Source organism: Paracoccus sp. KKT209 (assembly GCF_055635455.1).
Genome location: NZ_CM145758.1, coordinates 1122381 through 1136737, shown reverse-complemented (window position 1 = coordinate 1136737; position 14357 = coordinate 1122381). Strand labels below are relative to the sequence as shown.

11 protein-coding genes are annotated in these 14357 nt (G+C 68.5%); 9 read left to right on the top strand and 2 right to left on the bottom strand.

Annotated elements, in window-relative coordinates:
• Window positions 1–68: 68 nt before the first annotated feature.
• Window positions 69–728 carry a GntR family transcriptional regulator gene (locus tag ACZ2G3_RS05585; protein ID WP_470398219.1) on the top strand — a complete coding sequence of 220 codons (660 nt, stop codon included), beginning with the start codon at window positions 69–71 and terminating at the stop codon, window positions 726–728.
• Entirely contained in the window at window positions 718–1515 is a 798-nt protein-coding gene (locus tag ACZ2G3_RS05580) for an inositol monophosphatase family protein (RefSeq protein ID WP_470398217.1), read from the top strand. The genes ACZ2G3_RS05585 and ACZ2G3_RS05580 overlap by 11 nt, the downstream gene beginning before the upstream one ends.
• Here ACZ2G3_RS05580 and ACZ2G3_RS05575 read toward each other — a convergent pair.
• Window positions 1497–2216 carry an FkbM family methyltransferase gene (locus tag ACZ2G3_RS05575; protein WP_470398215.1) on the bottom strand — a complete coding sequence of 240 codons (720 nt, stop codon included), beginning with the start codon at window positions 2214–2216 and terminating at the stop codon, window positions 1497–1499. The two genes, ACZ2G3_RS05580 and ACZ2G3_RS05575, sit on opposite strands and share 19 nt — an antisense overlap.
• A 334-nt stretch (window positions 2217–2550) precedes the next feature.
• On the opposite strand from ACZ2G3_RS05575, the gene ACZ2G3_RS05570 reads away from it, so the two are divergent.
• From ACZ2G3_RS05570 to ACZ2G3_RS05545, 6 genes are all read left to right on the top strand, one after another.
• Entirely contained in the window at window positions 2551–3495 is a 945-nt protein-coding gene (locus ACZ2G3_RS05570; RefSeq protein ID WP_470398214.1) for a zinc-dependent alcohol dehydrogenase, read from the top strand.
• Between the two features lie 26 nt (window positions 3496–3521).
• Window positions 3522–3917 carry a 6-pyruvoyl trahydropterin synthase family protein gene (locus ACZ2G3_RS05565; protein ID WP_111299338.1) on the top strand — a complete coding sequence of 132 codons (396 nt, stop codon included), beginning with the start codon at window positions 3522–3524 and terminating at the stop codon, window positions 3915–3917.
• 2 nt (window positions 3918–3919) lie between these two features.
• Window positions 3920–4693 carry a class I SAM-dependent methyltransferase gene (locus tag ACZ2G3_RS05560; RefSeq protein WP_470398212.1) on the top strand — a complete coding sequence of 258 codons (774 nt, stop codon included), beginning with the start codon at window positions 3920–3922 and terminating at the stop codon, window positions 4691–4693.
• An 18-nt stretch (window positions 4694–4711) separates the two neighbouring features.
• On the top strand, window positions 4712–5542 hold the full coding sequence (locus tag ACZ2G3_RS05555) for a RibD family protein (protein ID WP_470398210.1): 831 nt from the start codon (window positions 4712–4714) through the stop codon (window positions 5540–5542).
• A 238-nt stretch (window positions 5543–5780) separates the two neighbouring features.
• On the top strand, window positions 5781–7241 hold the full coding sequence (locus ACZ2G3_RS05550) for a Y-family DNA polymerase (protein ID WP_470398208.1): 1461 nt from the start codon (window positions 5781–5783) through the stop codon (window positions 7239–7241).
• Window positions 7238–10690: an error-prone DNA polymerase gene (locus ACZ2G3_RS05545; RefSeq protein ID WP_470398206.1), complete on the top strand. Its 3453-nt coding sequence runs from the start codon at window positions 7238–7240 to the stop codon at window positions 10688–10690. Before ACZ2G3_RS05550 ends, ACZ2G3_RS05545 begins: the two co-directional genes overlap by 4 nt.
• A gap of 3 nt (window positions 10691–10693) precedes the next feature.
• Here the strand turns inward: ACZ2G3_RS05545 and ACZ2G3_RS05540 are convergent, their stop codons facing one another.
• Window positions 10694–11170, bottom strand: coding sequence for a DUF421 domain-containing protein (locus ACZ2G3_RS05540; protein ID WP_470398205.1), 477 nt, complete (start codon window positions 11168–11170; stop codon window positions 10694–10696).
• A gap of 543 nt (window positions 11171–11713) precedes the next feature.
• Between ACZ2G3_RS05540 and ACZ2G3_RS05535 the strand changes: the two genes are divergently transcribed.
• A complete protein-coding gene (locus ACZ2G3_RS05535) occupies window positions 11714–14173 on the top strand; it encodes a calcium-binding protein (protein ID WP_470398203.1) in 2460 nt (819 codons plus the stop codon).
• Window positions 14174–14357 lie beyond the last annotated feature (184 nt).

Here is a 14357-nt window from a genome sequence, read left to right as displayed (position 1 = left end):
TCACGTGGCGCCTGCGCCTCGTCTTGTATACATATAGGTGGCACCGGAATACAATCACAGGACCGCCAATGACTGTCGCCCGCTCTGCCGACCAGATCCACGCCGCCCTGTCGCGGCAGATCGTGGCGGGCCAGTTGCGCCCCGGCGATCCCCTGGCGGAGACCGCGCTGGCGGCACGTTTCGGCGTGTCCCGCACCCCCACCCGCGAGGCGCTGCACCGCCTGGCGACCGAGGGGCTGGTCGAACGCGGCCCCCGCCGCGCCTTCCTGGTCCGCCGGATGAGCCCCGAGGTGCTGCGCGACCTTTTCGAGGCCCTGGGAGAGCTGGAGGCGCTCTGCGCCAGCCTGGCTGCCCATCGCATGACCCCGATCGAGCGCGCGGCGCTGGAGGCGATCTTGGCCGAGGGAGAGCATCCGGAGGCCGATTATGCCGCAGTGAACCGCCGCTTTCACGACGCCCTGCGGAGCGGTGGCCAGAACGTGGTGCTGTCGGGGATGCTGGACGACCTCAATCGCCGCAGCATGCCCTGGCGCAGCGCCCAGTTCGAGGCGCAGCCGGACCGCATGGACAGCTCCCGCGCCGAACATCGCGCCATCGTCCAGGCGGTCCTGGCCCAGGACGGGACGCAGGCCGCGGCGCTGATGCGCGCCCATATGGCGGCCTCGCTCGGCGTGGTGCTTGAGATGCTGACCCGCCACGCCGAACAGGAGCCACCCCATGCCCGATGACCTGCATCCCGACCTGCACCTGGCCATCCGGGCCGCCCATGCCGCGGGGGCGCTGCTGCGCGGTCACTGGCAGGCGCGGGACCGGCTGGTGATCGATGCCAAGGCCGCGGGGGATTTCGTGTCACAGGCCGATCACGAGGCCGAGGCCCTGCTGCGCCGCCACCTGCTGGCCGCCGGGGATGGCTGGCTGGGCGAGGAAACCGCCCCGCGGGAGGGCAAGCGCCGCTGGATCGTGGATCCGCTGGACGGCACGACGAACTTCCTGCGCGGCATCGCGCATTGGGCGGTCTCGGTTGCGCTGGAGGTCGATGGCCGGCTGGTCCTGGGGGTGGTCCATGATCCGCTGAAGGACGAAACCTTCGCCGCGGCGCAGGGGCTGGGGCTGCGGCTGAACGACCGCCCGGTCCACCCCGCCCCGCCGCCGGGCTTTGATGCCGCGCTGTTCGGGACCGGGCTGCCCTTTGGCGACATGCCCCATATCCCCGACCATGCCGCGGACCTGACGCGCGTCCTGCCCGGTTCGGCCGGGGTCCGGCGGATGGGGGCGGCGGCGCTGGACCTGGCCTATGTCGCGGCGGGGCGCCTCGATGGCTTCTGGGAGCGGCGCCTGCGCCCCTGGGACATCGCGGCGGGCCTGGTCCTGCTGCGCGAGGCCGGCTGCCGGGTCGAGGGCTGGACCCCCGAGGAGCGCCCCGAGGACAGCGGCACCGTCCTGGCCGCCCCGCCCGCCCTGTTCGACGCCTTTGCCGCCCGGCTGCGGCAGGCGGATCAGCCCAGGCGCGCGTAAAGGTCCCCCGATCCTCCGTCCGCCGGCAGCCCGGCCAGCCAGTCCCGCACGGCCCCGGCGTCGCGCCAGTCGGGCCACAGAAACTCTGTCGCCTCTCCCGCGACCGCGTTGAAGCGATAGTCGCCCAGCGCCGCCAGCAGGTCCAGCACCGCCAGGGTCCGGTCACGAAAGGCGGGCAGGTATTCCACCGACAGCAGCGGCAGCGGCTGGCTGAGGCCTGACAGCACGTCCGCCTCGAAGCCCTCGACATCGATCTTGACGAAATCGGGCCGCCCGTGCTGCGCGATCAGCCTGTCCAGCGTGGTCATCCGCACCTGCTGCCGCCGGTCCCAGCGCACGTGGCCAAAGCCCGGCGCCTGCGCGGCCTGGGCCGCAAAGTCGCGGCTGAGCGAAGACACGGTGGGATGCAGCGAGGACACATCCATCTGCGCCATCGTCTCGGCCGGGCCGACGGCCTTTTCCACCAGCACGATATCGCGCGGCAGGCTGCGGCGCAGGAAGGTGGCAAAGGGCTCCTGCGGCTCGCAGGCCACCACGCGCGCGCCGGCCGCCCGCATCGCGCGGGCGCGGTTGCCGACATGGGCACCGATGTCAAAGGCCAGCGTACCGGGCTGCAGAAGCCCCCGATAGAACCGGCGCAGCTGCCGGATGCGCCGCGGGTTGTAATAGATCGCCAGCGACCGGATCAGTCCCCGAAGCACCCGTATCCGCATGATCCCCCCAAAGCCGTCCTATGGCCATCCTAGGGCGGCCCGGCCGCGGCCGTCCATCAGCTCTTTGGGCCGGCTGTTGACGAAGTCCGCGAACTTCCGCGACAATCGGTCACGTCGGACCGCAGGCTGCAACCTTGCCAGTCGCCTGTCGGGTGGTCAGGCTGATTTATCAATGAGCTTCGGGCAGAAGGTGATCCATGCGTGTCTTTCCCTTATCCGATATGGCGGGCGACGCGTGGGTTCCGTGGATATTCGGCAGGATGGGCGGTCGAAAGACGCGTCTGGACGCCGGCAGCCCCGACTGTTCCAGACGCAGGCAAGCATGAGCGCACCGGCCCTCTGGTGCATGGCTCCGGACCAGGTGCAGATCCGCCCCGGCCGCATGGGCGACGGCCTTCGCGTCCGCACCCTCTTCAGCGGCATCAGCCGGGGGACCGAGCGGCTGGTCCTGGCAGGCCGGGTGCCTGCCAGCGAATACCAGCGGATGCGCGCGCCCTTTCAGGAGGGGGATTTCCCCTTTCCGGTCAAGTATGGCTATGCCGCGGTCGGAGAGGTACAGGAGGGCGAACTGGCCGGACGGACGATCTTTGCGCTGCACCCCCACCAGACCGAATTCCGCCTGCCGGCCGAGGCGCTGATCCCGTTGCCCAAGGGGCTGCCGCCCGAACGGGCGGTGCTGGCCGCGAACATGGAAACCGCGCTGAACATCCTGTGGGACAGCGGCGCGGGGGCGGGTGACCGCATCACGGTGGTGGGCGGCGGGCTGGTCGGCCTGCTGGTCGCCTCCCTGGCCGCGCGCCTGCCGGGGGCGGAGGTGACCGTGGTGGACCCGCAGCCGGGGCGCCGCACGCAGGCGCAGGCGCTCGGCTGCGGCTTTTGCGCGCCCGACGCGGCGCCCGGTGATCAGGATGCGGTCATCCACGCCAGCGCGACCCAGGACGGCCTGGTCCTGGCGCTGCGCATCGCCGGCGCCCAGGCCACCGTGACCGAGGCCAGCTGGCACGGCACCTCCCCCGTCGCCCTGCCCCTGGGCGGCGCCTTTCACAGTCGCCGGCTGCGCATCGTCAGTTCGCAGGTGGGGGCGCTGCCGCCGGAGCGTGCGGCGCGCTGGACCTATCGCCGCCGGCTGACCAAGGCACTGGACCTGCTGGCCGATCCGGGGCTTGATGTCCTGATCTCGGGGGAAACCGCCTTTGGCGATCTTCCGGACGCCTATCCCCGCATCCTGGCGGACCCGGACACCCTGTGCCACCGCATCCGATACTGACCGAAAGCCCACCTCGAGGAGCCCCAATGTTCGCCGTCGAAGTCCGAGACCACATCATGATCGCGCATTCCTTCCCCTCGCCGACCTTCGGGCCCGCGCAGGGAATGCACGGCGCGACCTTCACCGTCGACGCGGCCTTCTTTGCCCCGGTCATGGATGATGAGAGCCTGGTGGTCGATATCGGGCTTGCGACCGAGGCGCTGGCCGCGACGCTTGCGCCGCTGCGCTACAAGAACCTGGACGAGATCCCGGAATTCGCCGGCAAGTTCACCACGACCGAATTCCTGTGCAAGCATATCTTCGACCAGATGGCCGCGACGGTGCGCGCGGGCGGACTGAAGGACGGCGGCCGCGTGAAAAAGCTGCGGATCACGCTGCATGAAAGCCACATGGCACGCGCCTGGTTCGAAGGGGACCTCTAGGCATGGGATTTTCGGCCGAGTGGCTGGCCTTGCGCGAACCGGCGGACCGGGCAGCCCGCGACGACGGGATGCTGGCGCGGGCGGCGCGGGCGGCCGGGCCGGACCCGGTGATCCTGGACCTGGGCTGCGGCACCGGATCCACGCTGCGGGCGCTGGGGCCGCATCTGCCGGATCACGCGCGCTGGCATCTGGTCGACAACGACCCCGCGCTGCTGGAGATCGCCCGGACCGAGGCGCCGGGGCGCAGCACGTCCCATGGGCTGGACCTGCGCGACCTGGAGGCGCTGCCGCTGGACGGGGTGACGCTGGTGACGGCTTCGGCGCTTCTGGACCTGATGCCGGCGGCCTGGATCGCCGGCCTGGCGCGGCGCCTGTCCCACGCGGGCCTGCCCTTCTATGCGGCGCTGTCCTATGACGGGGAAATGACCTGGGACCCGCCCCTGCCGGAGGATGCCCCGGTCACCCACGCCTTCAACGACCACCAGCGTCGCGACAAGGGGCTGGGACCCGCGCTTGGCCCCGAGGCCGGGTCCGAGGCGCTGGCCGTCTTCCGCAATGCGGGGTTCGCGGTTACCGCGGCGCCTAGCCCCTGGCGCATAGGCCCGGACCAGGCGGCGCTGCACCGTGCCCTGGTTGCAGGCATTGCCGGGGCCGCGGACGAGGCGGGCGCCCCGATGGCCGCCGACTGGGGCATGGCCCGCAAGAAGATGGCGCCCCGAAGCCATTGCCGGATCGGCCATCTTGACCTGCTGGCGCTGCCGCCCGCCGCGACCTGAACGAGGAGAGGACCAACCATGCAAGGCGTCGATGTCACATCGCGGGTCTGGGACCGCATCCTGTCGGTCCGCAACGGACAGGCCTGCGCCTGCTGCGGCCGCTTCACGGCGGCCGAACGGGCGGCGCTGGATCTTTACGGTCCCGTCGCGCGCCGCGATCTGGGTCCGGTGACGGTGGCGCAGATCGGCCAGTCGCTGGACGGGCGGGTGGCCACGGCCTCGGGCGATGCGCGCGACGTCTCGGGGCCGGACGGGCTGGCGCATCTGCACCGGCTGCGGGCGCTGGTGGACGGCGTGGTGATCGGCGTGCGGACCGCGTTGCACGACCATCCCCGCCTGACCGTCCGTCTGTGCAGCGGCCCGAACCCGGCCCGCATCGTCATCGACCCGCGCGGCCGCCTGCCGGACGAGGCCACCGTGCTGGCCGCCGGCGATACGCGCCGCATTGTCATCCAGGGTGTCGAGCGTCCCCGTCCGTCAGGGGTCGAGATCCTGCACCTGCCGATGCACGAGGGACGGATGGACCCCGCGCGCATCCTGGAGGGCCTGCGGGACATGGGCCTGGGATCGCTGCTGATCGAGGGCGGCGGCCTGACCATCGCCGGGTTCCTGGAGGCCCGGTTGCTGGACCGGCTGCAGGTTTCGGTGGCGCCGCTGATCATCGGCGCGGGACCGCAGGGCCTGACCAGCCGCGCGCCCATCCAGCACCTGTCCGACGCGCTGCGCCCTGAAACCCGGTTCTTTGGCCTGGGGTCCGACATCGTCTTTGACTGCGCTCTGGGCCCCATGGCCAGCCGCGCCATGCTGCCGCTGCATCAGCACGAGGGTCCGGTGACCGCGGTGTCGTAAGGCCGCGACCAGCCCGTGCATTGACCGGGCAGGTTCCCGGTCCCGCTGGTCCTTTCCGCTGTGGCGTCGATGCATTGGAAATGCATGGTCTGGCGCTGCCAATCACCTTCCTGAAATTCCCAAAAGGAACCACCTGTCCGGATGGACGGCCGTTGGGGACTCGACTTGATCCCTCAAATCGGGGATAAGAACATAACGTGAACATCAGGATGGCAGAACGGTTGGAATGGCGCGGCGCTTGCTTTGCATCTGGTTTCCCAGGCTGGCCAGCCAGACCAGCCTGCGGCAAAGCCCGGCCCAAGGGCCTTTTGCGCTGACCTTGCGCCGGGGCAATTCCGATCACCTGCACTGCCTCGACCCGCTGGCCGAGGCGCAGGGCCTGTCGCGGGGCATGGCGCTGGCCGACGCCCGCGCGATCTGCCCCGACCTGACCACCCGCCCCGCCGACCTGATGGCCGAGATGGGGGCCCTGTCCGGCCTGCGCCGGTGGGCGATGCGCTATTCCCCGCTGGTGACGCGGGACGGCAGCGCGGGGCTGGCGGCCGATATCACCGGGGTGGCGCATCTGTTCGGCGGCGAAGAGGCGCTGTGCCAGGATCTGCAGGACCGCCTGCTGCGCGCCCGGCTGGACGGAATCAGCGCCATTGCCGACACGCGCGGCGCGGCCCATGCGATGGCGCGTCACGGCGGCGGCATCCTGCCCGCCGGGCAGGTCTCGGCCCGCCTGACGGCCCTGCCGGTCGCGGCCCTCAGGGTCGACCACAATACGGCCGAGGCGTTGGACCGTGCCGGCCTTTGCCGCATTGGCGACCTGATCGCCCAGCCCCGCGCGCCCCTCGCGCGGCGCTTTGGCCAGGGGCTGCTGATGCGTCTGGACCAGCTTCTGGGTCATCAGCCCGAACCGCTGGACGCCGAAACCGAAACCCCGTTCTTCGGCACCCGCATCACCCTGCCCGAACCGATCGGCCTGCAGTCGGATGTCGCGGCCGCGCTGGAGCGGCTGCTGGAACGCCTGTGCGCGCGGCTGGCTGCCCATCATCGCGGCGCACGCCGCCTGCGGCTGGAACTGCGGCGCGTCGATCGCGCCACCGCCACGGCCGAAATCGGCCTGGCCCGCCCCATGCGCGACCCGGCTCGCATCGCCCCCCTGTTCGCCCCGGTGCTGTCGCAGATCGACGCAGGCTTCGGCATCGACGCGCTGCGCCTGACCGCGCCCCTGACCGAGGCGCAGGCCCCTGCCCAGATCGCCCTGACCGCGCAGGAACGGCACCAGGATGCGCTGGCCGACCTTCTGTCGCGGCTTGGCAACCGCCTGGGTTTTGACGCGATCCTGCGCCCGCTGCCGGCCGACAGCCTGGTGCCGGAACGCGGCTTTCTGCTGGCGCCCGCGGCCTTCAGTCGGCCGGGCGACTGGCCCGCCCCCTCACTGCGCCCGCTGCTGCTGGGCGGACCCGAACCCCTGCAGGCTCAGGCCCGCAGCGGCACTCCACCCGGCAGCTTCGGCTGGTCGGGCCGCGTGCTGACCACCCTGCGTGCCTCGGGACCCGAGCGGATCGCGCCGGAATGGTGGCTGGACGATCCGGACTGGCGCAGCGGCATGCGCGACTATTGGCAGGTCGAGACGCGGCAGGGCCCGCGCCTGTGGCTGTTCCACACCCCGCAGGCGCCCGCCTGGCACATCGCGGGGGAATATGCATGAGCGCCCCGGACCGCCCTTTCCATCTGGGCCGCCACTCTCCGGGGCAAGACCTGCAGGCTCCGCCCGCCGCACCGCCTCCCGCATTGGCCGAACGCTATGCCGAACTCTGCGTCACCACCAATTTCACCTTCCTGACCGGCGCCTCGCATCCCGAAGAGATGGTCACCCGCGCCGCCGAACTGGGGCTGGAGGCCATCGCCATCACCGACCGAAACTCGGTCGCGGGGGTGGTGCGGGCCTTTTCGGCACTGAAGGAACTGACCCGCCTGCGGGCCGAGGCCCTGGCCGACCGGCAGGCCGCGCAGGACGGTCCCCTGATCCGCTCGCAGCAGGTGACGGACCATTCCAGCCGGCTGACGCGCGGCACGCCTACCGCCGCCCCGGCCCCGCAGGACGCCCCCCTGCCCCGCCTGATTGCGGGCAGCCGGCTGGTCCTGACCGACAGCCCGGTCGAATGGCTGGCCCTGCCCACCGACCTTGCGGCTTGGTCGCGGCTGACGCGGCTTCTGTCCCTGGGCAAGACGCGGGCCCCCAAGGGCGAATGCCACCTGACCCTGGAGGACCTAGAGGCCTGGGCCGAGGGGATGATCCTGATCGCCCTGCCCCCCGACCCGCTGCCCGACCCCGCCGGACCCGCCCCCGACATGGCCTGCGCGCGCGACCACCTGCTGCGGCTGTCGCGGCTCTGTCCCGGCCGGGCCTTCTTAGGCGCGGCGCCGCGCTACGACGGGCGGGACCAGGGGCGGCTGGACCGGCTGGCGCAGATCTCTCAGGTGACGGGGCTGCCGCTGGTGGCGGTGGGCGACGTTCTGATGCACCGCGCCTTTCGCCGCCCCGTGGCCGATGTCCTCACCTGCCTGCGCCTTGGCCTGCGCATCGACGACATCGGTCGTCACCGCCTGCCCAATGCCGAACGCCGCCTGAAGCCCGCACGCGACATGGCGCGCATGTTCCACCGCTATCCCGCCGCCCTGCGCCGCAGCGTCGAGATCGCCGGCCGCTGCGCCTTTGGGCTGGACGACCTGCGCTATCGCTATCCGTCCGAGGACAGTCCCACCGAAACCGCGCAGGAGCGGCTGGAGCGGCTGACCCGCGAGGGGCTGGCCCTCCGCTATCCGCGTGGGGCGCCGCAAAAGGTGCAAGGCGGCATCGACAAGGAACTGCGGCTGATCGGCGATCTGGGCTATGCGCCCTATTTCCTGACCGTCCATGACATCGTGGCCTTTGCCCGCAGCCAGGGGATCCTCTGCCAGGGGCGCGGCTCGGCGGCGAATTCCGTCGTCTGCTATCTTCTGGGCATCACCGAGGTGCCGCCCGAATCCATCACCCTGATCTTTGAGCGCTTCATCAGCAAGGAACGCGGAGAACCGCCCGACATCGACGTCGATTTCGAACATGAACGGCGCGAGGAGGTGATCCAGTGGATCTATGACCGCTATGGCCGCCACCGCGCCGGGCTGACCGCGACCGTGATCCATTTCCGCACCCGCGCCGCCATCCGTGAGGTGGGCAAGGTCATGGGCCTGTCGCAGGACGTGATCGCGCGCCTGACCGGGCAGATCTGGGGCTTTTCCTCGACTGCGCCGGACGAGGACCGGATGCGCGAGGCGGGCCTGGACCCGCGCGACCAGCGGCTGCACATGACCGCCTGGCTGATCGGCCAGATCATCGGCTTTCCGCGCCACCTGTCCCAGCATGTCGGCGGCTTCGTCATCACCGACGGCCGCCTGGACGAGCTGTGCCCGATCGAGAATGCCGCGATGGAGGACCGTACCGTCATCGAATGGGACAAGGACGACATCGACGCGCTTGGCCTGCTCAAGGTCGACATCCTGGCACTCGGCATGCTGACCGCGATCCGCAAGGGGTTCGCGATGCTGGCCGACCATCGCGGCCAGCGCCTGACTCTGGCCAATGTCCCGGCCGAGGACCCGGTGGTCTATGACATGCTGTGCCGCGCCGATGCGGTGGGGGTGTTCCAGGTCGAAAGCCGGGCGCAGCTGAACTTTCTGCCCCGGATGCGGCCGCGCAAGTTCTATGACCTCGTCTGCGAGGTGGCCATCGTCCGCCCCGGCCCGATCCAGGGTGGGATGGTCCATCCCTTCATCAACCGCCGCCAGGGGCGCGAACCCATCCAGGACCTGGGCCCTGCGCTGATGGAGGTGCTGGACCGCACCTATGGCGTGCCGCTGTTCCAGGAACAGGCCATGCAGATCGCGGTCGTGGCCGCAGGCTTTACACCGGCCGAGGCCGACCGGCTGCGGCGATCGCTGTCCACCTTCAAGCGCATGGGCACCATCGGCACCTTTCGGGAACGCTTTGTGTCGGGAATGCTGGCGCGCGGCTATGACGCGGATTTCGCCGAACGCTGCTTTGCCCAGATCGAGGGGTTCGGCAGCTATGGTTTTCCGGAAAGCCACGCGGCCAGCTTTGCGCGGCTGGTCTATGTTTCGGCCTGGCTGAAATGCCACCATCCGGCGATCTTCACCTGCGCGCTGCTGAACAGCCAGCCGATGGGATTTTACGCCCCCGCGCAGCTGGTCCGCGACGCGCGCGACCACGGGGTCGAGATCCGGGCCGTCTCGGCCAACCATTCCGAATGGGACTGCACGCTGGAGCCCCGCAGCGACGGCCAGCTGGCGATCCGCCTTGGCCTGCGCCAGATCAAGGGCCTGCGGGCCGAGGATGCCACCTGGATCGTGGCGGCGCGCGGGAACGGCTATCCCGACGTCGAAAGCCTGTGGCGCCGCGCGGGCGTGCCCCCGGCCACGCTGGAACGGCTGGCCGAAGGCGATGCCTTTGCCGCGCTTGGCCTGACACGGCGCGACGCGCTCTGGGCCGCGCGCGCGCTGCTCCAGCCCAAATCCCTGCCCCTCTTCGGCGCCGAGGGCGAGGGGATCGTCGAGCCGCCGGTCATCCTGCCCCGCATGACCCTCAGCCAGGAGGTGGTCGAGGATTACCTGTCGCTGCGCCTGTCGCTGCGCGCGCATCCGGTGGAACTGCTGCGGCCCGACCTGCCCGAAAGCCTGCCTAATGACCGCCTTCCCGGCGTTCTGGGCCGTCGCACGATCACCGGCCTGGTCATCACCCGGCAGCGGCCCGGCACGGCCTCGGGGGTGATCTTCCTGACGCTGGAGGATGAAACCGGCGTGGCCAATGTGGTGGTCTGGAAGGCGATCTACGAAACCTTCCGCAAGGCCGTGGTGACCGGCCGCCTGCTGCGCGTCACGGGCCGCATCCAGCGCGATGGCCAGGTGATCCACCTGATCGCGGAAAACATCGAGGACCTGTCACCCCTGCTGACGACCCTTGGTCGCCCGCGGATGATCGAGGCCAATGACGGCCGCGCCGACGAGACGCGCCGCCCCGCCGGCGGCAGCATCCGGGGCGGCGCACGCCATCCGCGCGACCAGGCCGGGCGGCTGTTTCCAAGCCGCGACTTTCACTGAAGCTCAGCGCCCGATCACCGTCATCGAGCCGTCGGTTTCCAGCACGACCGAGGCGACACCCTCCAGATCCTGCCGGCCGCTTTCGCGCAGCGCCGCGCCTACCTCTTCACGCGTTACCCGCTGCCGGCGCATCGCCCCGTCCAGATACTGCCCGTCATGGACCAGCAGCGACGGCTCTCCCTTGATCAAATCGCGAAAGCGGGCCGACCGCACCGACAGCCAGGTGATGGCGTATTGCAGGTAGACCAGCAGCGCCAGGCCCAACAATCCCTCGGCCAGCGGCACCGTCGCACTCAGCAGCACCGTCGCCAGGGTCGAGCCCAAGGCCACCGTAACGATCAGGTCAAAGGCGTTCATCTTGCTCAGCGTCCGCTTGCCCGAGGCGCGCAGCATGAAGATCAGGGCCGCATAGGCCGCCACGCCGACCACCAGAACACGGAACAAACCCGCCCAGCTGTCGAACAGCATCGGTTCGGTCATGCGCCCCCCTTTCCCGCGGCGGGGGCCGGACGGGTCATGGCGGGGATGGCCCGGGGTCGCCCGGGCGTGGCTGCTGAATGCTGCATGGCGTGTCCTTTGCGTGGCTGACCCTGGGTGAACCGGCCAATCCGCCGTCTGTTCCGGGAAAAATCTCCGCAGATGCGACCTGCAGCCCCGGATGGCCCAGATGCCGCCGGCACGATGCCCTGCGACTCGGCCGCCCCTTCCCGGGCTGCTCGCAGCTAAGAACTTAAAATCCTCTGCTTTGGCTTACCCCCATAACCGGAATGTAAGGATCACATTAACCCTCCCGGATTATGTCCATCCTTACGGATGCCTATAATGGGAATGTGGACGTGGTTAAACTAGGCGGACGCCCGCTGGAATTTCAGCCCCATTCTGACAACTTGCAGATGAATATCGGCAGTAACCGTTGGGCTAAAACAAGCAGCATTCTGCGCAGGCGCTTTAGGGAAAGTCGCCTTTCACGCCCACAAGCCAAGGCATGAAACGATGGGCGTGATAACTTCTGAACATTTTGGCATGAATATCGTCTTGACGAATGATTCTGCCAAGCCGGACAGCCCCTTCAGCGCCCAGGCCTCAGAGGTCAGGTTCTCGAATTTCCGCTACCCGGGCGGGGGCGTGACCGAGGAACAAACATGGCAGAACGGGGGTTTGGCGCGCATCTTCGGCGACCCGATGGAGCCGGGAAGCGAGAATTACGCGATGACCCTGCGGGAGGCCCTGCATGTCGCGGCGGATAATGGCGCCTCGCTGTCGATCGTCATCCCCACATTCCAGTTTTACGATCCTGCGCGGAAAACATTCGATAGCGCGGGGTTCAACAGATATCTCTCCCAAACCGAAAAGGCCATAATCGAAAATCCCGGCGTCAAGATATCCGCCTTTGAAATCGGCAATGAATACTGGGCCGAAATCAGCGCTTCCGATTATGGACGCATCGCGGATTTCCAGATCCCCCGGCTTTCCGCCCTGGGCGACCGCATTCAAAACCATTTGGGAAATGATTGGGACAAGCCCGATATCGGAATTCAGGCCGGTGCGGCCTGGCGGCCAAGCGGCGCCCGCGAAAGCCAGGAGATTGCCGAACAGATCTCGATGGAGAACCGGGGCCAGGTCGATATCATCTACCAGCACGCCTATCCCGATCCCTACAAGGCCTTCGACCTGCAGATGGAGGGCGCGCTGAAACCGGTCGAGGCGATGCAGCAGATGCCGGGCTTTCGCCCGAACCTGGACGTCTCGCTGTCGGAATTCAACATCGGCATCCATGCGGGGGACCAGCCCCTCTACGGCGTCAACCAGGCGACGATCTGGATCGAGGAACTGTCGCGCCATATCGGGGCGGGGGTGGACCGGATCGACCACTGGGGCGGCGCCTACAAGTGGCTGACCACCAAGATGTACGACGCCAAGTTTCCCCCGGCCGAAAGCGACGGAGGCAGCATCGCCGCCAAGGCGACGCCCCTTGGGCAGATCTACGACATCGCCTCGGCGGGACTGGTCGGCATGCGGGTCATCGACGACCGGGCCGCCCTCCAGGGGCTGGGGATCAAGGGCCAGTTTTCCGTGACGGGGTTTCAGTCCGATACGCAGCGCATGGTCTTCATGGGCAACCTGAGCGACAAGGACGGCGCCATCCGCCTGGATGACATCGCACCGGGCAAGCATGTCACGATCCGTCACCTGGTCGCAGCGGATTCCCCGCATACCCCCTGGTACGACGAATCCACGATGCACCTGCGCTCGGCGGACGAGATCGTCGATGCGCGGGGCGACATGAAGGTGATCAGCGGCGCCGACCTGCGCGGCACCTTTGTCGTCAAGTCCAACGAACTCGCCGTCATCACCATCAGCGACCGGGGCCGCGACCTTGTCATCGAGGGCGCCCATAACGTCACCGACGACCGCACGGGCATAGTGGACGACCACATCAAGGGCGGCCGCGGCAACGACCTGCTGATGGGCCATGTCGGCAACGACACGCTGATGGGCATGGCGGGCTATAACGTGCTGATCGCGGGCGCGGGCGACGACCTGATGGTCGGGGGCGGCAGCGCGGACATCTTCATCTCGGACCGCGGCAGTGACACGATCGACGGCGGCCCCGGCATGAACCTGATGCTGATCGGCGGGCATGCCCCGGGCGATCCGGTGCTGGTCGATGCGGGGCGCGGCTCCAGCTTTATCCTGACGAATGGCGAGCGGGACGTCGTGATCACCGACCTGAAGGCCGGCGATCAGCTGGGCTTCGGCGGCGCCTTCAGGGACGCGGCCGAACTGGAGGCCGCCACGCGGGAGGAAGACGGCGACCTGATCATCGACATCCATGGCCGGGGGTCGGTCTCGATCATCGAAGGGGCGGCGCTGAAGGACCGGATTTCCCAGATGACCTTCGATTTCCGTCCAGATCACGAAGCCGCCGATATTGCCGATGATTTCCTGTCGCCGCTGAATAAGGATCAGCTTGTCGCCTCTTATGATTTCTTCCGCGATATCGCAGGCGGTGAAAATGGCAATCCGCAATGGAGATCCTTTGCGGATTATATTGCGGACCTTTCGGCGGAAAATCCGGAACCGGATGATAATATCGCCGATCCCGATACCGACGAACCTGGCCGGGACGAACCTGACGACCGGGAAAACCCGCAGGATGATCCACAGGAGCAGGACGACGACAGCGACCCGGCCAGTTCCTCCTGCTTCGTGGCGACCGCGGCCTTCGGGGACCGGCTGCATCCCGATGTCGTCGCATTGCGCGCGTTTCGGGACCTGCACCTGCGGCGTTACCGCGCAGGGCGCTGGTTCATCTGGTTTTATTGGCAGGTCGGCCCCCGGATGGCGCGGCATGTCGCGCCCGATCACTGGAGCGGCCGGACCTGTCGTCGCGGCCTCACCCGCCTGGTCGGGGGCCTGCAGCGCCTGAACCTCTGCGGCCGCCAGATTTCGCGTCGCGCGCCGACTGTGGCGAATGGTTAAAATTCTAAGAGAATAGCCGCAGCTTCCACGCCGCTTTTAAACCTATCTTAGATCTCCGTAAGTATATCCCTTGATCCCAAATGGTCGGCGCCGGAGGTAATCGGAGGATCGCCGTGCTCAAAAGCCTTGGCTTGATTGACTGAGAGACGGAAAAATCGAAATGCTGCATTCATGACGGACTTGC